Origin of the sequence: Ralstonia sp. 22086, assembly GCF_052045975.1 — a bacterium.
GTDB classification, from domain to species: Bacteria; Pseudomonadota; Gammaproteobacteria; order Burkholderiales; family Burkholderiaceae; genus Ralstonia; species Ralstonia wenshanensis.
The window spans coordinates 23,712-44,295 of record NZ_JBQEPZ010000003.1 but is presented as its reverse complement, the minus strand read 5'-3'; the positions used below and the strand labels follow the sequence as shown (position 1 = coordinate 44,295).

The following is a 20,584-nucleotide window of genomic DNA, read 5'->3' as shown; positions in this document are numbered from 1 at the left end:
GCCCCAAGCGGGCGCATTCCAACGAACAAATGCGCTGACTTGGCGCGGCTTCAGCACCGTTTTGGCGCGTATTTCCCTTTGAACGAGCCAAATGCGATGGCACGGTAGTTGCACTTTTGGGCCCCGGGAGTCGTTCTCGCCACCAATAAACCCAAGGAGCCGCAATGAAACGTCGTGAGCTGTTGAAGCTGTCTGCCGTCGCCGCCGCAACGCTGTTGTCCGTGTCGAGCCTCGCGTTTGCCCAGGCCAAAGAACCGATCAAGGTCGGCATCCTGCATTCGCTGTCGGGCACGATGGCCATCTCCGAGACGTCGCTGAAAGACGTCGCGCTGATGACGATCGACGAGATCAACAAGAGTGGTGGCGTGCTGGGCCGCAAGCTGGAGCCGGTGGTGGTGGACCCGGCGTCGAACTGGCCGCTGTTTGCCGAGAAGGCGCGCGGGCTGCTGACGCAGGACAAGGTGGCCGTGACGTTCGGCTGCTGGACGTCGGTGTCGCGCAAGTCGGTGCTGCCGGTCTATGAAGAGCTGAACGGCCTGCTGTTCTACCCGGTGCAATACGAAGGCGAAGAGATGTCGAAGAACGTCTTTTACACCGGCGCGGCGCCCAACCAGCAGGCCATTCCGGCCGTGGAATACCTGATGAGCAAGGAGGGCGGCGGCGCCAAGCGGTTCTTCCTGCTCGGTACCGATTACGTGTATCCGCGCACGACCAACAAGATCCTGCGCGCGTTCCTGCACAGCAAGGGCGTGAAGGACAGCGACATCGAAGAGGTCTACACCCCGTTCGGCCACTCCGACTACCAAACCATCGTTGCCAACATCAAGAAGTTTGCGCAGGGCGGCAAGACGGCCGTGGTGTCGACCATCAACGGCGACTCCAACGTGCCGTTCTACAAGGAACTCGGCAACGCGGGCCTGAAGGCCAAGGACGTGCCGGTGGTGGCCTTCTCGGTGGGTGAAGAAGAACTGCGCGGCATCGACACCAAGCCGCTGGTGGGCCATCTGGCTGCATGGAACTACTTCATGTCGGTCAAGAACCCCGTCAACGACGACTTCAAGAAGAAGTGGGCTGCATGGGTCAAGGCCAACAACCTGCCCGGCGGCGACAAGCGCGTCACCAACGACCCGATGGAAGCCACCTACGTCGGCATCATGATGTGGAAGCAGGCTGTCGAGAAGGCTGGCTCGACCGACGTGGACAAGGTCCGCAAGGCGATGTACGGCCAGCAGTTCAAGGCACCGTCGGGCTTCACGCTGGTGATGAACAACAACCATCACCTGAGCAAGCCCGTGATGATTGGCGAGGTGCGCGGCGACGGCCAGTTCAACGTCGTGTGGAAGACGCCGACGGTGATCCGCGCCAAGCCGTGGAGCCCGTACATCCCGGGCAACGAGGGCAAGCCTGACATGGTTGCAAGCAAGTAATGTGGTCAGGCGGGCGGGTCACGTGTCTGACGTGGCCGGTCCTTTGAACGACGCTGTACGACGTGGCGGACCGATCTCGGCATCGGCCGCCACGCATCGGATTGCCATGATGCGCTTGTCCCGCTGGTTGTTTCATTCCCTTGCCGCACTGCTGTGCGCCTTCTGTCTGACTGCGATGCCCGCGGTATCTGCGTGGGCGGCCGGACAACCCTTGACCCAGGCCGATCTCAAGCCCCTGGCCGAAGACGACTTCGATGCCAAGGTCAAGACGCTCAACGCGCTGGCCGCTGCGCCCGCCGAACAAGCCGGGCCGATCCTGCAAGCCTTGCAGAATGACGCGCTGTTCTTCGCGCCCGCCGCCGGCATGGTGCGTCAGGACGGCGACAAGTACCTGGACGCGATCACCGGCCAGCCTGTCACCGTCAAGGCCGACGATCTGCAATCCCTCACACTGAACAATGCCCTGCGTGCGCAAGTGGACAGCGCGGCGAGCGGCTTCGTGCTGCAATCGCCCGACCGTGCCGTGCGCGCGCAGGCCGTCGATACGCTTCTCGCGCATCCCGAGACGGCGTCGCGCCCCATTGTCGACGCGGCACGCAAGCATGAAACCGATCCGGAATTGCGTACCAAGCTGCACCTGTTGTGGGCCAATCTCGCGCTCGACGACGGCACACATGCCGAGAAGCTCGAAGCGCTGAAGTTGCTCGCAGCCGATACGAATCCGCAGACGCGCCAGCGCATCGCCCCGTTGCTTGCCAAAGACAGCGGCGCCGACAATGAGCTGCGCGCCGCCGCACAGCAAGCGCTCGACAGTCTTGCCGCGCAGGAACGCAAATCCGAGCTGATCGGCAACCTGTTTGCCGGACTGAGCCTGGGCTCCGTGCTGCTGCTGGCTGCCCTCGGGCTGGCCATCACCTACGGCCTGATCGGCGTCATCAACATGGCACACGGCGAGTTCCTGATGATCGGTGCGTACGCCACGTACGTGGTGCAAACGATCTTCCGCAACTACTTTCCGAACGCGTTCGACTGGTATCTGCCCGCAGCGCTGCCTGCCGCATTCCTGGCGGCGGCCGTCGTCGGCTTTGCGCTGGAGCGGCTGGTGCTGCGCCATCTGTATGGCCGCCCGCTCGAAACGCTGCTCGCCACCTTCGGGATCAGCCTGCTGCTGATGCAGGCGGTGCGCTCCATCTTTGGCGCGCAGAACGTGGAGGTTGCCAACCCGAGCTGGATGAGCGGCGGCGTTGCCCTGACGCAGGGCCTTGTGCTGCCGTATAACCGGCTCGTCATCCTGCTATTTGCGCTGGCCGTGGTGGCGATTGCCTGGGCGGTGCTCAACCGCACGCGCCTGGGACTGTTCGTGCGTGCCACCACGCAGAACCGCACGATGGCGGCCTGCGTTGGCGTGCGTACGTGGAAGGTCGACAGCTACGCGTTTGCATTCGGCGCGGGCATTGCCGGGCTGGGCGGTTGCGCACTCTCGCAGATCGGCAACGTCGGGCCGGACCTCGGCCAGAGCTACATCATCGATTCCTTCATGGCCGTGGTGCTGGGCGGGGTGGGGCAGTTGGCCGGCACGATCATCGGTGCGTTCGGGCTGGGCCTCATCAACAAATTCATCGAGCCGTTCTATGGCGCGGTGCTGGCGAAGATCATTGTGCTGGTGCTGATCGTGCTGTTCATCCAGAAGCGTCCGCAGGGCCTGTTCGCCCTCAAAGGCCGCAGCGCCGAGGCCTGATATGACGACAACCAAGTTCTCTCTCGATATTCCGGCGCGCATGCCGCTGCTGTCGCGGCGCGGGTGGTCTGCGCTGGTGCTCGTGTCGCTCATCGTGTGCATTGGCGCACCGGTGTGTGCGCTGCTGGTGCCGGAGGGCAGCCCGCTGCATCTGTCGGCGTATGCGCTCACGCTCGTCGGCAAGATCATGTGCTACGCGCTTGCAGCGCTGGCGCTCGATCTGGTGTGGGGCTATTGCGGCATCCTGAGCCTCGGTCACGGCCTGTTCTTCGCATTGGGTGGCTACGGGATGGGCATGTACCTGATGCGCTCCATCGGCCGCGAAGGCGTGTACAAGAGCGATCTGCCGGACTTCATGGTCTTCCTCGATTGGAAGGAACTGCCATGGTTCTGGCACGGCACCGAGCACTTTGCCTGGGCCATGCTGCTGGTGATTCTGGTGCCCGGTGTGCTGGCGTGGCTGTTTGGCTTCTTCGCCTTCCGCTCACGCGTCAAAGGCGTGTACCTGTCGATCATTACGCAGGCGATGACGTATGCGGCCATGCTGCTGTTCTTCCGCAACGAGACGGGCTTTGGCGGCAACAACGGCTTTACCGATTTCAAGCGCATCCTCGGCTTCCCGATCTCGGCGTTGCCCACGCGCACCGTGCTGTTCGTGGCGACGTTCGTGGCGCTGGTGCTGGCGTTCATCGCGTGCCGCGCCATCGTCACGTCCAAGTTCGGCCGCGTGGTCACTGCCATTCGCGATGCCGAAGCGCGCGTGATGTTCTCCGGCTACAACCCGCTCGGCTACAAGCTGTTCGTCTGGACGTTCTCGGCCGTGCTGTGCGGTATTGCCGGGGCGCTCTACGTGCCGCAGGTCGGCATCATCAACCCGGGCGAGATGTCGCCGGGCAACTCCATCGAGATGGCCGTGTGGGTGGCCGTTGGCGGGCGCGGCACGTTGATCGGCCCGATCATCGGCGCCTTCCTCGTCAACGGGGCCAAGACGTTGCTCACCGCATGGGTGCCGGAATACTGGCTGTTCGTGCTCGGTGCGATCTTCGTGCTGGTGACGCTGTATCTGCCGAACGGCGTGCTGGGGCTGATGGGCCAGCTGCGGATGAAGCGGCGCACGCCCACGCAAGCCAAGTCGCCTGAAGCCGCGACCGTCACCGGAGACCACGCATGAGCACGTTCACCGAACTTCCCGACCGCGCGGAGACTGGCACCGCCACCGGCATGGGCCACCTGGTCGAGCCGGACACCATCGACGTCTCGCACGGCGCCATCCTGTACCTCGAAGACGTGACCGTGCGCTTCGGCGGCTTTCGCGCGCTGAACGCGCTCACGCTGTCGATCGACCACGGCGAGCTGCGTTGCATCATCGGCCCCAACGGCGCGGGCAAGACCACGATGATGGACGTGATTACCGGCAAGACCGGGCCGCGCAATGCCGACGTGACGGGCCGCGTCTTCCTTGGCCAGACCATCGACCTGCTGCGCCTGACCGAACCGCGCATCGCGCAGATCGGCATCGGCCGCAAGTTCCAGAAACCGACCGTGTTCGAGCAGCACACCGTCTGGGAGAACCTGGAACTGGCGATGAAGGCCGACAAGCGCTGGTGGGTCTCGCTGCGCGCGCGTCTGCTCAACGACGGCCGCCAGCGCATCGAAGAAACGCTCGGCCGCATCCACCTGGAAGCGGAAGCCTATCGGCCCGCTGGGCTGCTCTCGCACGGGCAGAAACAGCGCCTGGAGATCGGCATGCTCTTGATGCAACAGCCGCAACTGCTGCTGCTCGATGAGCCTGTTGCCGGCATGACGGATGAAGAGACGATGCAGCTCGCAACGTTGCTCAACGGCCTGCGCGGCACGTGTTCGATCATGGTCGTGGAGCACGATATGGAGTTCGTCGCCGCGCTGGCGGGGGCGGAAGGGCGCGTGACCGTGCTGGCCGAAGGCAGCGTCCTGGCCGAAGGCACCCTCGACGCCGTCAAGCGCGATGAGCGGGTGATCGAATCCTATCTGGGGCGCTAGAGCTTCCTCAAGGCAAAAGGAAAGAACGCGATGTTGCAGGTCCAACAACTGAACCAGTTCTACGGCGGCAGCCACATCCTGCGCAACGTCAGCTTTGACGTCCCCACGGGCAAGCTGACCACGCTGCTTGGCCGCAACGGTGTCGGCAAGACGACGCTGCTCAAATGCCTGATGGGTGTGGTGCCCGCTGCCAGCGGTGCGATCGATTGGGAAGGGCGCACCATCCAGAAGCTGCCCGCGTATGAGCGTGTCTCGCAGGGGCTTGCCTATGTGCCACAGGGGCGCGAGATCTTCCCGCGCCTGACGGTGGAAGAGAACCTGCTGATTGGTGCCGCCGCCAAGCGTGCGCCCTCCAAGGTGCCCGATTCCATCTACGAGCTGTTTCCGGTGCTCAAGGAGATGAAGGGCCGGCGCGGCGGCGATCTGTCTGGCGGTCAGCAGCAGCAACTTGCCATTGGCCGCGCGCTGATGAGCGAACCGCGCCTGCTGATCCTGGACGAGCCGACCGAAGGCATCCAGCCGTCGATCATCCAAGAGATCGGCCGCACCCTGCGCCGGCTGGTGGATGAGTTTGGCATGTCGGTGCTGCTGGTCGAGCAGTACTACGACTTCGCGCGCAGCATTGCCGACCGCTACGTCGTCATGAGCCGTGGCGAGGTGATCGCCCAGGGCGACGGCGCCAACATGGAGGCCGATGGCGTACGCGATCTGGTGGCGGTTTGACGCACAGGTGTCGTGTGAAAAAGTCGGGTGCCAAATGGGCGGCATCTGGCTATGATGGAAAACCTTTCCGTTTGCTTAGGGCGGGGTCCGGTCTGAAGCGCACAGCCGCGTTTCATGAGGGACGCCTCCCGTTTGCATGACCGATGCGCCATCCCGATTTTCCTGTTCCGCCGCAGGCCTCCGCATTTGCATCCTGGGAAGCCTCGTTGCACTTGGCGTTTGCGCGGCGCGGTGAGCGCACCGTGCTGGCGACGTGCCGGCATCAGGGGCCGCTGCGGGTGCAGAAGGCCCTGTATCCGGAAGGCGAGGGCGTCTGCCATGCCGTCATGCTGCATCCGCCCGCAGGCATTGCCGGCGGCGACGTGCTCGATATCGACATCGAACTCGGCGCCGATGCGCATGCCGTGCTGACCACGCCCGGCGCCACCAAGTGGTACAAGTCGCTCGGCCGCACGGCCACGCAGCGCGTTGCGATCCGCATGGATGCAGGCGCGCGGCTCGACTGGCTGCCGCAAGAGAACATCGTCTTCAACCAGGCCTGCCCGATCATCGACCTGACTCTCGATCTGGCCCCCGGTGCCACCGCCATCGGCTGGGACACCACCATGCTCGGCCGCCATGCCGCTGGCGAATCGTGGGACGAAGGCCGCATCGCCATGCGCACCGCATTGCGTTGCAACGGCCAGCCGCTATGGATCGAGTCGGCTGCGTTCGATGCGCAATCACCCATGCTGAATGCGACGACGGGCATGGCCGGCTTCCACGTCGTCGGCACGCTGTGGGCCGTGGGCGAGGGCGCCACCGAAGCCCTGGCCGAATCGATGGCCGAGCACCTGCCGTACAACGACGACCTGCGCGCCGGCGTCACCTGCCTCACGCAAGATGCACCCGGTCTGCCAAACGTTTTGCTGCTGCGCGTGTTCGCACGCCGGCCCGAAGATGCGCGCGCCTTGTTGGCCCAAACGTGGCTGGCGCTGCGTGAACCGATGCATGGCGTGGCGGGCCGTCCGCTGCGCCTATGGGCGACATGACGGCCACGTGATGGCCACATGATGGCGACGTGACCTCGCATCGCCCGATCTGAACTGAATTGAATTGACCCTCACCGAAGAGAGCCCCTCGTGGAACTGACCCCGCGCGAAAAAGACAAGCTGCTGATCTTCACCGCCGCCTTGCTGGCCGAGCGCCGCAAGGGCCGTGGCCTAAAGCTGAACTACCCGGAAGCCGTCGCCTTCATCAGCGCCGCCATCATGGAAGGCGCGCGTGACGGCAAGACCGTCGCCGAGCTGATGCACTACGGCACCACGCTCCTCACCCGCAATGACGTGATGGACGGCGTGGCTGAGATGATTCCCGACATCCAGGTCGAAGCCACGTTTCCGGACGGCACGAAGCTGGTCACCGTCCATCACCCGATTGTTTGAAGTCCGCACGCCACTCACCACTACGAGTCCTGCCATGACGCCTACCCTGTCTCGCTTCGTCCGGCCCGCTGCGGCCATTGCGCTCACGTTTGGCGCGTCCATCGCGTTTGCCCACCCGGGGCATCCGGGCCATACCGCCGAAGGCAGCTTGCTTGCCGGGTTTCTGCATCCGCTCACGGGTGCCGACCACTTGCTGGCGATGGTGGCCGTGGGCGTGTGGAGCGCACTGGCCTCGCGCTCGGTGCGCGATGCGCTGTGGGCGCCGGTCGCCTTTGTTGCGTTGATGATCCTGGGCGCGCTGCTCGGCGCGGGCGGCGTGGCGGTGCCGATGGCTGAGCCGATGATCGCCGCATCGCTGCTGGTATTCGGCCTGCTGATTGCCGCTCGCGCCCAACTGCCGGCATGGGGTGGTGCGTTGCTGTGCGGCACGTTCGCGCTGTTCCACGGCTATGCACACGGCACGGAATTCCCCGCAGGCGCGCAGGCCATGTTCCCGACCTTCGTGGGCGGCTTTGCCGTGGCGACTGCGTTGCTGCATACCGCGGGTATCGGCGCGGGCTTTGCGCTGAAGCCGCGTCTGGCATGGCTGGCGCGGCTGTCGGGTGTGGGCGTGGCGCTGTACGGTGCCGGCCTGCTGGCGGCGGCCGTCTGAAGGGGCGCGAGATGATCCCCGGAGAACTCCTGCCGCAAGACGGCGATCTCGAACTCAATGCAGGCCGCGCGACGGTCACGGTCACAGTGGCCAACACCGGTGATCGCCCCGTGCAGATCGGCTCGCACTACCACTTCTATGAAGTGAATGACGCGCTGCGCTTTGACCGCGAAGCCACGCGCGGCTATCGGCTCAACATCGCCGCCGGCACCGCCGTGCGCTTCGAGCCGGGGCAGGAGCGCACGGTCGAACTCGTAGCGCTTGCGGGCGATCGCGTGGTCTATGGCTTTGCTGGCCGTGTGATGGGCAAGCTGTGAAGTTGACGCAGAAGGAACGGACATGACACTCAAGATCGACCGCCGCGCCTATGCGGAAATGTTCGGCCCAACCACGGGCGACCGCGTCCGCCTGGCCGACACCGACCTCATCGTCGAAGTCGAACGCGACTTCACCATCTACGGCGAAGAAGTGAAATTCGGCGGCGGCAAGGTCATCCGCGACGGCATGGGCCAGAGCCAGCGCGAATCGAAAGACTGCGCCGACACCGTCATCACCAACGCGCTGATCATCGACCACTGGGGCATCGTCAAGGCGGACATCGGCCTGAAGCACGGCCGCATCTCGGCGATCGGCAAGGCAGGCAATCCGGACATCCAGCCCGGCGTGACCATCGTCATCGGCCCCGGCACCGAGATCATCGCGGGCGAGGGCATGATCGTCACCGCCGGCGGTGTCGACACGCACATCCACTTCATCTGCCCGCAGCAGATCGACGAAGCGCTGAACAGCGGCGTGACGACGATGATCGGCGGCGGCACCGGACCCGCCACCGGCACCTACGCCACGACCTGCACGCCGGGCCCCTGGTACATGCAGCGCATGCTGCAGGCGGCTGATGCGTACCCAATGAACATCGGCTTCCTGGGCAAGGGCAACGGCAGCCTGCCCGGCGCGCTGCGCGAGCAGATCGACGCAGGCGCCATCGGCCTGAAGCTGCACGAAGACTGGGGCTCCACGCCCGCCGCCATCGATTGCTGCTTGGGTGTGGCCGACGACACCGACACGCAGGTCGCCATCCATACCGATACGTTGAACGAATCAGGCTTTGTCGAGGCGACCGTCGCTGCATTCAAGGGCCGCACGATCCACACGTATCACACCGAAGGCGCGGGCGGCGGACACGCGCCCGACATCATCCGCGTGTGCGGTGAGTCGAACGTGCTGCCGTCGTCCACCAACCCGACGCGGCCGTTCACCGTCAACACGCTGGACGAGCACCTCGACATGCTGATGGTGTGCCATCACCTCGATGCGTCCATTGCCGAGGACATCGCCTTTGCCGAAAGCCGCATCCGCCGCGAGACGATTGCGGCCGAAGACATCCTGCACGACCTCGGCGCGTTCTCGATGATCTCCAGTGATTCCCAAGCCATGGGCCGCGTCGGCGAAGTCGTGCTGCGCACGTGGCAGACCGCACACAAGATGAAGGTGCAGCGCGGCAAGCTGGCCGGAGACCCGAACGATGCGCGCGGCGGGCATGACAACTTTCGCGTGAAGCGCTACGTCGCCAAGTACACGATCAACCCCGCACTCACGCATGGCATTGCGCATGAAGTCGGCTCGGTTGAAGTCGGCAAGTGGGCCGACCTTGTGCTGTGGAAACCTGCGTTCTTTGGCGTGAAGCCGAGCCTGATCCTGAAGGGCGGGATGATTGCCTCCGCGGCGATGGGGGATGCGAATGCGTCGATCCCGACGCCGCAGCCGGTGCACTATCGGCCAATGTTTGGGTCGGCGGGTGGGGCGCTGGGGCGGACGTCGTTGACGTTCTTGTCGCAGTCGGCTGCTGCTGCCGGCGTGGCGGAGCAGTATGGGTTGGCCAAGACCACGGCGGTGGTCAAGGGCACGCGTACTGTGAGCAAGGCGGACATGATTCATAACGACTGGCAGCCTGACATTACCGTTGATCCGGAGACGTATCAGGTGGTGGCGGATGGGACGGTGTTGACTTGTGAGCCGGCGGAGGTGTTGCCGATGGCGCAGAGGTATTTCTTGTTCTAGTTGGTGGGGTGGGTGGGATGGGCTTGGGTTTGTTGTTGTTGGTCCATCCCTGTTTCGTACCCTGCCGGGCACGACCTACTTTTCTTTGTCTTGCCAAAGAAAAGTAGGCAAAAGAAAGGCGCGCCCGAGATGGCGAACCATCCCTTGAATTTCTGTAACCGGGCGGGGAAGGAGGCAAACTCGCTTCGCTCAGACAGGCCTCCTTCCTTTATCCGCCCGCTTACAGAAATTCAAGGCGCCATCTAGGGCAGGTAAGTCAACGGCCACACCGGCGGGGAACTGAGGTGGGCGCCGGGGCTCGTTGAGTGCGAGTGCGAGTGCGAGTGCGAGTGCGAGTGCGAGTGCGAGTGCGAGTGCGAGTGCGAGTGCGAGTGCGAGTGCGAGTGCGAGTGCGAGTGCGAGTGCGAGTGCGAGTGCGAGTGCAAGTGCAAGTGCAAGTGCAAGTGCAAGTGCAAGTGCAAGTGCAAGTGCAAGTGCAAGTGCAAGTGCAAGTGCAAGTGCAAGGGCAAGTGCAAGGGCAAGGGCAAGGGCAAGGGCAAGGGCAAGGGCAAGGGCAAGGGCAAGGGCAAGGGCAAGGGCAAGGGCAAGTGCAAGTGCAAGGGCAAGGGCAAGGGCAAGGGCGTGCGATGGTTCCAGTCGTACAACGGAGTGGCGCACGGGCAGAAGATTGTGTGCTTTACCCCTTGCCCTAGATGGCGCCTTGAATTTCTGTTGCAGAGAGGAAAAAGAGGGGAGGCCTGTTTGAGCGAAGCGAGTTTGCCTCCCCTCCCTCTCTGCGACATAAATTCAAGGAGTCTTTCGCCATCTCGGGCGCGCCTTTCTTTGCTTACTTTCTTTGGCAAGACAAAGAAAGTGAGTCGCCCCCGGCAGGGGGTGAAACAGCAGCAAACCACCAAGGCCCCGCCCCGGCAGAAAAGAAGAAAACGAGCCTCGAACCTCGAAGTCCCAGCGTCAGACCCCCAACCACGACCCTCTGACCCTCAAATTCGATACTCCAGATATCGAATAAGAGCCAACGAAGCAAAGCAATTCGGCCATAGGCCCCAATCTGGACAAAACGAGACGCAACCGAAGCAAAAATGGTGATTTTTTCGAGCCTCCGAGGGCCATGCTTGATGCAAAAAGCCTCGTGCTCCAACCTCCGAGCCCGACGTTCGACCCTCAAAGCTCGAGATTCGAAACCAAAAGTGTGAAAGTCGGAGTTCAGAGCCCCACCGTTGAGTGTCAGAGCTTGGCAATTGAGCCTCAGAGCCTGACGATTGAGCCTTTGAGCCTGACGGTTGAGGCTCAGAGCTCGACCTTCGAGGCTCGGATCCTGGTATTTGACAGACTCAGCTCCAAGCTGGGCCGTCATGAGATTGTGAATAGGCCCCAACGATGCTTTCCATCACTAAACATCTCCCCGCGCCGCATGGCCTGGCCTCCGTGCTGGTCAAGCGCGCACCCAAGCTGGTGTTGCCATTCCTGGAGCGCAGCCGCAGCCGCCTGCGCGCCACCCTCGACGATGGCCGTGACGTGGCCGTCGTGCTGCCGCGCGGCACCGTCATGCGTGGCGGCGATGTGCTGGTCGCTGAAGACGGCACGCTGGTCGAAGTGCAGGCCGCACCTGAGCAGGTCCTGCGCGTGACGAGCGACAACCGTCTTGCACTGATGCGCGCTGCCTACCACCTCGGCAATCGCCACACACCCGTGCAGGTCAGTGCAGATGCACTGCAGCTCGAAGCCGATCCGGTGCTCGAAGACATGCTGGTCCGCCTGGGCGTGACCGTCGCGCATGTGGAGGCGCCATTTGAGCCCGAGGCAGGCGCCTACGGCGGCGGCCATCGTCACGGCCACGATGCGACGTTCGAAGAGGACTATGCAGCCGCGCAGGCGCTGTACCACGAGCATCACGGGCACGATCACGAGCACTCGCATGATCATGACCATGCCCACGCGCATAGCCACGATCACGCACACGACCACGCGCATGGGCACGACCACGGTCACGGCGACGGCCATGTCCACGGGCCCGGCTGCGGCCATCACCACCATCACCATGACTAACGCCGCGCAGCTCACTGCCTTGCTGCATCTCGCGTCGCCGGCGCTGCCGGTGGGCGCGTTCAGCTATTCGCAGGGCCTGGAGGCAGCGGTAGACGTGCGGCACGTGGTGGATGAAACGTCGGCTGCGGCGTGGATTGCCGAGGGGCTCGACGTGCTCGCCGCGTGTGAGGCGCCGCTGTGGCTGCTGCAGTTTGCCGACTGGCAGGCAGGCCGCTTCGATGCCGTGGCCGAGCGCGATGCGTGGTTCCTTGCCACCCGCGAGACGCGCGAGCTGCGGCTCGAAACGTCGCAGATGGGCTGGTCGCTCAATCGCCTCATCCAGCAGATGGAGTGGGGCGATGGTGCACTGCGCAGTGCATTGGCCGCGCGCGCTTCAGTGACGTTTCCGACCGCCTTTGCCGCTGCGGCTGCCGCGCTGAATGTCGACCCGCGCGACGGCGTGACGGCGTACTGCTTTGCGTGGGTGGAAAACCAGATGGCGGCGGCAGTGAAGGCCGTGCCGCTCGGTCAGGCTGCGGGGCAACGCATTCTCTTTGGCCTGCACGCAGCGGTGGCGCGGGCGGTGGAAGAGGCCACGCGCCGTGCGGCTTGTCATCCACCTGAACTGTCTACGTTTTCGCCGGGGCTCGGCGTGTTGTCCGCCCGGCATGAAACGCAATACTCACGACTCTTTCGATCCTGAACCCGATCATCATGCGAACCAAGAAACTTCCTGCCCTGCGTGTTGGCGTGGGCGGCCCGGTGGGCTCCGGCAAGACCACGCTGCTCGAAATGCTCTGCAAGGCCATGCGCGAGCGTTACGACCTCGTGGCCATCACCAACGACATCTACACGAAGGAAGACCAGCGCCTGCTGACCATCTCCGGCGCGCTGCCTGCCGAACGCATCATGGGCGTCGAGACGGGGGGCTGCCCGCATACCGCCATCCGCGAAGACGCGTCGATCAACCTCGAAGCGGTCGATCGCATGCTCTCCAAGTTTCCAGATGCAGATGTGGTCTTCATCGAGTCGGGCGGTGACAACCTCGCGGCGACGTTCAGCCCCGAGCTGTCGGACCTGACCATCTACGTGATCGACGTGGCGGGCGGCGAGAAGATTCCGCGCAAGGGCGGCCCCGGCATCACCAAGTCGGACCTGCTCATCATCAACAAGACGGATCTGGCGCCGTACGTCGGGGCGTCGCTGGAGGTGATGGAAAGCGACACGCGCAAGATGCGTGGCGACCGTCCGTTCGTGATGTGCAATCTGCGGGCGCAGGGTGGGTTGGATGAGGTGATCCGCTTCATTGAGAAGCAGGGGATGCTGACGGCGGCTGCCTGAAGGAGCGGCACTTGCGGGGGCCGTACTGAGTCAAACGCACTGACGTGTGCAGTGCGGAGGCGGGTGATGAAGACGATCCATTCAGCTGTGCTGACGATGGTGGTCTTGGGTGCAGCCGCCTGCGCGCCCACCATCGTCGGACCGTATTACACGATGGATGTGCGGCTGGCCGATGGGAAACCCGTGCGGTGTGCGGTGAATCAGCCGGTGCGCTTGCCGAGTCCGCCGCCGGAACCCCTGACGGTGCGCGAGCGTAACGAAGCCGAGGTGCTGGCGACGCAGCCGCTGCGGTTGCAGACCGGGCCGCGGTCGCCGTATCCGACGGTCTACACCGCGCCGGACGTGCAGTGCTTTGCGTTGCCCCGGTAGAGCGTTCAGGCGTCTTCTGTCAGGGTGTGCCAGAGCGCCTGCGCCACCGGCCCGACGGGGCGCGCACGCAATCGTGCGGCAACAATGTCGAGTTTGGAGCGCTTGAAGTGTCGGCCCTCCAATGACACGAGCTTGCCGCTGCGCAGCTCCTTTTCGATCAGATGCAACGGCATGTGGCCCCAACCCATGCCCTGCACGATCAACTCCTTCTTGGTGTGCTGATCAGCGACCGTCCAGTTGGGCGCGTCCTTGATGACAAAGTAGTCACGCTGCGGCTGTTGTGCCGTATCGCGAATCACCACCTGAACATAGGCCTGCATCTGCTCGGGTGTGAGGTTGCGCATGGAAGGCGCGGTCACGTAGCCGGGTGCAGCCACTGGCACGAGCACCACCTTCGTCAGGTCCGTCCACTCGAAGCGTGGGTCGCTTTTGTCCACGTGGTGAATGATCAGGTCGGCCTCTTCGGCAAGCAGGCGCTCCCAGGGGCCGCCGATCACTTCGAAATGCAGGTGCAGCCGCGTTTGCGGCCATGCGTTGAAGAAGCGCTTCAGACGCCGGAGCGTCTCGGCCGTCGGAGTGAGGTCTCCCACAATCACGCGCAAGTCTGTTTCTTCGCCCTGGCTCAGTTGCCGGCACAACGTATCCAGCGCCGCGGCTTGGCGCAGCACTGCCGCCGATTGATGGCGGAACGCTTCGCCTGCTGCTGTGAGCCTCACACGGTATTCACTGCGGTCAAGCAGGGACACGCCAAGCCGTTGCTCCAGTTGCTTGATGGCAGCATGCACGGCCGAATGCGTGCGATGCAGCTTGTCCGCAGCCGCCTGGAAGCTGCCTTCGGTAACCACCGCTTCAAGACAGGCGAGTTCGTGCAGAGAAAAATCCATTGTTAGCTCGATTGACGAAGAATGGCGGAATTATTCAATTTCTTTTGACTGCCTGAAAACCTAGCCTAGCACCTCCCAATACAAAAAAGGAGCAGGCATGAAAGCGATCGTGCGGCAGCAATACGGCGGGCCGGAGCAACTTTGCGTAACCGAGGTGCCAGACCCGGTTGCCGGCAAGGACGAGGTGCTGGTGCGCGTCAGGGCGTTTGGCATCAACCGCGCGGAGCAGTACTTCCGGCAAGGGCACTGGGGCGATGTGGCTGCGATTTCCGGCATCGAATGCGCAGGTGAAGTGGTGCGCGACCCGAGCGGAAAGTTGCAGCCCGGACAGCGTGTGTTCGCCCTGATGGGCGGCATGGGGCGTTCGCGCAGCGGGAGCTATGCGGAATTGGTGGCCGTGCCCGCCGTCAATGTCGTGCCCATCCGCAGCGCGCTTGGCTGGAGTGAGTTGGCTGCCATTCCCGAGTCGTACGCCACGGCGTGGAGCTGCCTGTTCGATAACCTGGCCCTGCGGCGCGGCGACACGGTCATGGTGCGTGGTGCCACTTCGGCGCTGGGCTTGGCGGCCCTCAACCTGGCGGCATACACACAGGCTCGCGTGGTGGCGACCGTGCGCCACGCAGTCCGGGCATCCGTTGCCAAGGAGAACGGTGCGGATGTCGTCCTGGTCGAGGGCGAAGGCGTGGGCGATGCGCTGCGCGAACTAGCGCCAACCGGCATCGATGCCGTGCTGGACCTGGTCGGCACCGGCACCGTGCTGGAGTCGCTGCGGCTGACCCGTCGCGGCGGGCGCGTCTGCGTGGCCGGGTTTCTCGGTGGGCATGCGCCGATCGAGCAGTTTGATCCGCTACAGCATCTGCCCAGCGGGCGGCACCTGAGTTTCTTCGGCAGCGCGTTTGTCTATGGCACGCCGGAGTACCCGCTCACGGACATTCCGTTCCAACGCATCGTCGATCTGGTCGAGGCCGGCGTGCTGCGCGCCAGGCCGGCGCAGGTGTTTGCCTTTGACGACATCCAGAGCGCGCATCGCGTGCTCGATGCCGGTACGGCCGGCGGAAAGATGGTGGTGGAAGGCGCCTGCTGATGCATCGCGCTTGGCTCTAGCCTGAACGCTTTGCGCTGCCCAGCCGCCCGGGCGGCATAGCGGCAGGAATCCGCTGCTATCCGGCAAGGAGGGCTTCCAAAGGAAAAAGGCCGCATCACGCGGCCTGTTCCCCGATGCGAAGACGCGCGATCAGCGCCGCTCGTACTGCGTCGCGCCGAAGAGAATTTCCTTCGCCTTGTCGTCCTGCACAGCCGGCCGTTCCTTGGCGAGCACCTTCACCGCACGCTGCACGGCGGGACGTTCCTCAATGGCTTCAAACCAGCGCTGCAGCTTCGGGTAATCCGACAGCTCGATCCCCTGATTCTTCCAGCTGCGCAGCCACGGCCACGTTGCAATATCGGCGATGGAGTAGTCCGCGCCACCGAGGAACTTCGATTCGCTCAGGCGCTTGTCGATCACGCCGTACAGACGCTTGGCTTCGTTCGTATAGCGGTTGATGGCGTATTCGATCTTCTCGGGTGCGTAGATGCGGAAGTGGTGCGCCTGGCCGAGCATCGGGCCGACGCCGCCCATCTGGAACATCAGCCATTGCAGCACTTCGTATTTGCCGCGCACGTCGTCGGGCATGAACTTGCCCGTCTTGCCGGCGAGGTACAGCAGGATCGCACCCGATTCGAACAGCGAAATCGGTTTGCCGTCCGGGCCATCCTGATCGACGATGGCCGGGATCTTGTTGTTGGGGCTGATCTTGAGGAAGTCGGGTTTGAACTGGTCGCCTGCGCCGATGTTGATGGCGTGAACGCGGTAGGGCAGCCCGCATTCTTCCAGCATGATGTGCACCTTGTGCCCGTTGGGCGTGGCCCAGCTATAGACGTCGATCATGACTTGCGTGCTCCTGAGCAGGAAAGAGGGGAGAGCCGGTCATTCAAGCACAGAACGTCAAAACGCGCTGACGGCCCGCGCGGGCAAAAAAAACCCCGCTTAACGCGGGGGCAAGGAGTGATCGTTGTGGCCAGCGTCATGCGCCGCGCGTGACTGGCATGTCTGCCACATCGGCGAGCTTGTGCAGGTGCTTGGCCAGCTCCAGCTTGGCGATGGCCGCGCGGTGCACTTCGTCCGGGCCGTCGGCCAGGCGCAGCGTGCGCTGGTGCGCATAGGCCGAAGCCAGCGGGAAGTCGCCCGACACGCCGCCGCCGCCGTGTGCCTGGATCGCCCAGTCGACGATCTGGCAGGCGATGTTCGGGGCCACGACCTTGATCATCGCGATCTCGGCCTTGGCGACCTTGTTGCCGACGGTGTCCATCATGTACGCGGCTTTGAGCGTGAGCAGGCGGGCCTGTTCGATCATGCAGCGGGCTTCGGCAATGCGTTCGTGCCAGACGCTGTGCTGCGCGATGGCCTTGCCGAACGCGATGCGCGACGACAGTCGCTTGCACATCAGTTCCAGCGCACGCTCGGCCACGCCGATGCTGCGCATGCAGTGGTGGATACGGCCCGGGCCCAGGCGGCCCTGCGCGATCTCGAACCCGCGGCCTTCACCCAGGAGGATGTTGCCCACCGGCACGCGCACGTCCTTCAGGTCGACTTCCATGTGGCCGTGCGGCGCATCGTCGTAACCGAACACCGACAGCGGACGCATGACCGTGATGCCCGGTGCATTGGCCGGCACTACGATCATCGATTGCTGCTCGTGGCGACCGGCATCGGGGTTGGTCTTGCCCATGACGATGTAGACGGCGCAGCGCGGGTCGCCGGCGCCCGACGACCACCACTTGCGGCCGTTGATGACGTATTCGTCGCCCTGACGCTCGATGCGGCATTCGATGTTGGTGGCGTCCGACGAGGCCACGGCCGGCTCGGTCATCAGGAAGGCCGACCGGATCTCACCGCGCAGCAGCGGTTCGAGCCAGCGGTCTTTCAGCTCTTCGGACGCGTAGCGCTCCAGCGTTTCCATGTTGCCGGTGTCGGGCGCGGAGCAGTTGAACACTTCCGGCGCCCAGGGCACGCGGCCCATGATTTCGCACAGCGGGGCGTATTCCAGATTCGACAGCCCTTCGGGCGCGCGCGGCGAACGCGGCAGGAACAGGTTCCACAGCCCGGCCTTGCGCGCCAGCGGCTTGAGTTCTTCGATGACCTTGGTGGGAATCCACGCGTTACCAGCCCCGCGGTTGGCTTCGACTTCTTCGTGGAAGCGGTGCTCGTTCGGGTAGATGTGCTGGTCGAAGAATTCAAGCAGGCGTGCCTGCATTTCCTTGACCTTGGGCGTGTAATCGAAATTCATGGTGTCTCCTCAGTACATCGAACAAGCGCCTCGAACGGGCAGCCATCAACTCAGTTCAGGCCAGACGGGCTCGGCCATACGTCAAATACGTCCGCCGAGCACGGCAAAAACGGCACTCGCGCGCGCAATCAACCGGTCGCCGCGATGGAAGAGGGCCTGCGCAAAGGCCAGCTTGCTGCCCGTGCGCAATCCCTCCGGGGTGATCTCGATCCAGTCGCCTTCTCCGGCAGAGGCGATGAAATCCACGGTCAGGCTGGCGGTCGACATGGCCAAGGCGCCACCGGTGCCTTCACCGGGCTCGGCCAGGCAATAGCCGAGCGCCGCGTCCGCCAGCGATGCCACCACACCACCGTGCAGGATGCCGCGCCGATTCAGGTGGTGATGTTGCACGTGGAAACCCATCACCATCGTCGGCCCCATGCCTCGGGAATAGACCGGCCCCAGCATCGTCAGAAAAGGGCTCGGCTTGTTCAGCAGGTCAAAGCCCATCGGTACGGCGAGATCGGGGGTTGTGGTCATGGCGCGCGGCGCAACTCACAAGTGGTGTCCGCAGAATAAGCCTTCGCCTACAATAAGAGAAATGAATTTCGTAGATTGTGATCCATCAATGCCATGCATATATCGCGCGTCGACCTGAACCTGTTTGTCGTCTTCGACGCCATCTATACGGAAGGCGGGATTACGGCGGCCGCCCGCACGCTCAACCTGACGCAACCGGCCGTGAGCCACGCCCTGGGGCGATTGCGGGAGTTGTTTGACGACCCGCTGTTCGAGCGTCGCGGCCAAGGCATGGTGCCGACCCCGCTGGCGCGTACGCTGATCGCCGAGGTGCGCACGGCGCTGCAGGGCTTCGAGCGCACCTTGCGCGAGGGCACGCGCTTCGACCCGGCCACGAGTGAGCGCCGCTTCACGCTGTCGATGCGTGATGCGCTGGAAGCGACGTTGCTGCCGCCGCTCATGGCGGCCATTGCCAAGGAAGCGCCGCGCATCGACGTGACGACTGTGCGCGGAGACCGCCGCCAGCTCGAAACCGAGTTGCTGGCAGGCACCATTGATGCGGCTGCGGACATTCTGCTGCCGGCATCTCCGGCCATTCGGCATGCGCCGCTGCTGACCGACCCGATGGTGGTGCTGGCGCGCCCGGGCCACCCCATTGCAAACGCGCCGTTGACGCTGGAGCGCTATCTGGCGTGCGAGCACGTGCATGTATCGTCCCGGCGTCGTGGGGCGGGGCTGGAAGACGTGGAGCTGCGCCGCCTCGGCCACGAGCGGCGCGTGCGGCTGCGTTGCCAGCATTACCCGGCCGCCTGCCGCGTGGTGAGCTGCACGGATCTGCTTGCGACGTTGCCGATCCGCTATGCGCGCATCGCCAACGAGCCGTATGGCAACGTGATGCTGCCGCTGCCGTTCAACGTGCAGCCGCTGGAGCTGTATCTGTACTGGCACACGAACAGCGACCAGGATGCCGCCAGCCGCTGGCTGCGCGACCACGTATTCGCCGCGATGGCGGAGGTGGCGCTGGACGACGCGGCGGCCGCATTCGCCGATGGGCGTTGACGAACGCAAAAGCGGACACAATCGCCGCCGCAGCAGCAATCAATAAGAACGCCTACGTGTTCACCGTGACGGCCGACTTGGCTTTGGCCGACTTGACCGGCTTGGGCGATGCCGTTGTCGCCTTTGCCGAAGGGAACGGGTAATGCGCGCTGAATTCTGCAAAGCGCGCAGCAAGAAAATCTGCACATGCCGTCAGCCGTGCCGGTCGATGGCGGCGCGCAAGGGCGACCAGCTGCAGCGGCGTGGGCGCATGGCTCCATGCCGGCAACGCCACCTCCAGCCGGCCCGCGCTCACGTCTTGCGCGACATCCAACCATGATTTGAATGCCAGGCCACGCCCCGCGATCGCCCAGTCCCGCACCACGGCTCCGTCGTCGCATTGGAAATCGCCGCGCACGTCGATCGGGGCAGGGCCGCTGGCGTGCGTGAGTAGCCACCGGGTGACGGGCTCGCCGTTGCGCAGCAGGATCAGGCAGCGGTGGTCGGCGAGGTCGCTCGGGTGTGCTGGCCGGCCATGCTGCTTGAAGTACGACGGCGCGCCCACGATCACGCGCGGGTGCGACGCCAATGGCCGCCGCACCAGCGCGGAATCCTGCAGATGCCCATAGCGCAGCGCGAAGTCGAGGTCTTCGCGCATCAGGTCGGCCAGCCGGTCGCCCAGCACCAGCGTGACGCGCACGCCGGGGTGCTCATCGCAGAACGCGTCGAGCCACGGGCGCAGGATGTGCCGCCCGAGGTCTGATGTGGCTGCAATGCGGATGGGGCCGGACAGCTCGGTGCGATCTTGCCCTAGGCTCTCGGCGCCTTCGTCCAGCGCCTCCAGCGCCTGTCTTGCATACCCCAGATAACGCTGACCGGCTTCGGTCGGACGCATGCTGCGCGTGGTGCGCTCGAACAGGCGGGCGCCGAGTTCAGTCTCCACACGTTTGAGCGCTGCGCTGGCGGTGGCGGGCAGCCAGCCGAGCTGGCGCGCGGCGGCGGAAAGGTTGCCGGCATCAGCAATGCGCACCAGCAGGCGGAGGTCGTCGAGGGCGATCATTG

21 protein-coding genes are annotated in these 20,584 nt (G+C 64.3%); 16 read left to right on the top strand and 5 right to left on the bottom strand.

The window, feature by feature from the left end; translation table 11 throughout:
• The first annotated feature begins 164 nt into the window (after nt 1-164).
• The 14 genes from urtA (at nt 165) to ACTJK6_RS13295 (ending at nt 13,776) form a co-directional block, all read left to right on the top strand.
• Nucleotides 165-1,427: an urea ABC transporter substrate-binding protein gene (gene urtA / locus ACTJK6_RS13360; RefSeq protein ID WP_232040451.1), complete on the top strand. Its 1,263-nt coding sequence runs from the start codon at nt 165-167 to the stop codon at nt 1,425-1,427.
• 106 nt (nt 1,428-1,533) lie between these two features.
• On the top strand, nt 1,534-3,165 hold the full coding sequence (gene urtB, locus ACTJK6_RS13355) for an urea ABC transporter permease subunit UrtB (protein WP_440839350.1): 1,632 nt from the start codon (nt 1,534-1,536) through the stop codon (nt 3,163-3,165).
• A gap of 1 nt (nt 3,166) precedes the next feature.
• A complete protein-coding gene (gene urtC / locus ACTJK6_RS13350) occupies nt 3,167-4,336 on the top strand; it encodes an urea ABC transporter permease subunit UrtC (protein WP_440839349.1) in 1,170 nt (389 codons plus the stop codon).
• Nucleotides 4,333-5,184 (top strand): urea ABC transporter ATP-binding protein UrtD, encoded by an 852-nt coding sequence (urtD, locus tag ACTJK6_RS13345; RefSeq protein WP_009241045.1) that lies wholly within the window; start codon nt 4,333-4,335, stop codon nt 5,182-5,184. Before urtC ends, urtD begins: the two co-directional genes overlap by 4 nt.
• Nucleotides 5,185-5,214: 30 nt before the next feature.
• Nucleotides 5,215-5,907, top strand: a complete 693-nt coding sequence (gene urtE, locus ACTJK6_RS13340) for an urea ABC transporter ATP-binding subunit UrtE (RefSeq protein ID WP_316655230.1) — start codon at nt 5,215-5,217, stop codon at nt 5,905-5,907.
• A 143-nt stretch (nt 5,908-6,050) separates the two neighbouring features.
• Nucleotides 6,051-6,938 (top strand): urease accessory protein UreD, encoded by an 888-nt coding sequence (locus ACTJK6_RS13335; RefSeq protein WP_440839348.1) that lies wholly within the window; start codon nt 6,051-6,053, stop codon nt 6,936-6,938.
• 90 nt (nt 6,939-7,028) lie between these two features.
• Nucleotides 7,029-7,331 carry an urease subunit gamma gene (ureA, locus tag ACTJK6_RS13330; protein ID WP_045206205.1) on the top strand — a complete coding sequence of 101 codons (303 nt, stop codon included), beginning with the start codon at nt 7,029-7,031 and terminating at the stop codon, nt 7,329-7,331.
• 34 nt (nt 7,332-7,365) lie between these two features.
• A complete protein-coding gene (locus tag ACTJK6_RS13325; RefSeq protein WP_316879021.1) occupies nt 7,366-7,983 on the top strand; it encodes a HupE/UreJ family protein in 618 nt (205 codons plus the stop codon).
• Between the two features lie 11 nt (nt 7,984-7,994).
• A complete protein-coding gene (locus ACTJK6_RS13320; protein ID WP_102066395.1) occupies nt 7,995-8,300 on the top strand; it encodes an urease subunit beta in 306 nt (101 codons plus the stop codon).
• A 22-nt stretch (nt 8,301-8,322) separates the two neighbouring features.
• Nucleotides 8,323-10,041 (top strand): urease subunit alpha, encoded by a 1,719-nt coding sequence (gene ureC, locus ACTJK6_RS13315; protein WP_316879022.1) that lies wholly within the window; start codon nt 8,323-8,325, stop codon nt 10,039-10,041.
• A 1,377-nt stretch (nt 10,042-11,418) separates the two neighbouring features.
• Nucleotides 11,419-12,087 carry an urease accessory protein UreE gene (gene ureE / locus ACTJK6_RS13310; protein ID WP_440839347.1) on the top strand — a complete coding sequence of 223 codons (669 nt, stop codon included), beginning with the start codon at nt 11,419-11,421 and terminating at the stop codon, nt 12,085-12,087.
• Nucleotides 12,080-12,769, top strand: coding sequence for an urease accessory protein UreF (locus ACTJK6_RS13305; protein WP_440839619.1), 690 nt, complete (start codon nt 12,080-12,082; stop codon nt 12,767-12,769). Before ureE ends, ACTJK6_RS13305 begins: the two co-directional genes overlap by 8 nt.
• An 11-nt stretch (nt 12,770-12,780) precedes the next feature.
• Entirely contained in the window at nt 12,781-13,407 is a 627-nt protein-coding gene (ureG, locus tag ACTJK6_RS13300) for an urease accessory protein UreG (protein ID WP_009241038.1), read from the top strand.
• 66 nt (nt 13,408-13,473) lie between these two features.
• On the top strand, nt 13,474-13,776 hold the full coding sequence (locus tag ACTJK6_RS13295; RefSeq protein WP_440839346.1) for a hypothetical protein: 303 nt from the start codon (nt 13,474-13,476) through the stop codon (nt 13,774-13,776).
• Between the two features lie 5 nt (nt 13,777-13,781).
• Here the strand turns inward: ACTJK6_RS13295 and ACTJK6_RS13290 are convergent, their stop codons facing one another.
• A complete protein-coding gene (locus tag ACTJK6_RS13290; protein ID WP_260801817.1) occupies nt 13,782-14,660 on the bottom strand; it encodes a LysR family transcriptional regulator in 879 nt (292 codons plus the stop codon).
• Nucleotides 14,661-14,757: 97 nt separating this feature from the next.
• On the opposite strand from ACTJK6_RS13290, the gene ACTJK6_RS13285 reads away from it, so the two are divergent.
• Complete coding sequence (locus ACTJK6_RS13285; protein ID WP_440839345.1) at nt 14,758-15,744, top strand: zinc-binding dehydrogenase; 987 nt, start codon at nt 14,758-14,760, stop codon at nt 15,742-15,744.
• 150 nt (nt 15,745-15,894) lie between these two features.
• Here the strand turns inward: ACTJK6_RS13285 and ACTJK6_RS13280 are convergent, their stop codons facing one another.
• The 3 genes from ACTJK6_RS13280 to ACTJK6_RS13270 form a co-directional block, all read right to left on the bottom strand.
• The gene (locus ACTJK6_RS13280; RefSeq protein ID WP_440839344.1) at nt 15,895-16,587 is read right to left on the bottom strand and encodes a glutathione S-transferase N-terminal domain-containing protein; all 693 of its coding nucleotides are present in this window, start codon (nt 16,585-16,587) and stop codon (nt 15,895-15,897) included.
• A gap of 136 nt (nt 16,588-16,723) precedes the next feature.
• Nucleotides 16,724-17,986, bottom strand: a complete 1,263-nt coding sequence (locus ACTJK6_RS13275; protein WP_440839343.1) for an acyl-CoA dehydrogenase family protein — start codon at nt 17,984-17,986, stop codon at nt 16,724-16,726.
• An 81-nt stretch (nt 17,987-18,067) separates the two neighbouring features.
• Nucleotides 18,068-18,505: a PaaI family thioesterase gene (locus tag ACTJK6_RS13270; protein WP_440839342.1), complete on the bottom strand. Its 438-nt coding sequence runs from the start codon at nt 18,503-18,505 to the stop codon at nt 18,068-18,070.
• Nucleotides 18,506-18,598: 93 nt separating this feature from the next.
• On the opposite strand from ACTJK6_RS13270, the gene ACTJK6_RS13265 reads away from it, so the two are divergent.
• Complete coding sequence (locus ACTJK6_RS13265) at nt 18,599-19,543, top strand: LysR family transcriptional regulator (RefSeq protein ID WP_440839341.1); 945 nt, start codon at nt 18,599-18,601, stop codon at nt 19,541-19,543.
• A 52-nt stretch (nt 19,544-19,595) separates the two neighbouring features.
• Here the strand turns inward: ACTJK6_RS13265 and ACTJK6_RS13260 are convergent, their stop codons facing one another.
• Nucleotides 19,596-20,582 (bottom strand): LysR family transcriptional regulator, encoded by a 987-nt coding sequence (locus ACTJK6_RS13260; RefSeq protein ID WP_414560793.1) that lies wholly within the window; start codon nt 20,580-20,582, stop codon nt 19,596-19,598.
• Nucleotides 20,583-20,584 lie beyond the last annotated feature (2 nt).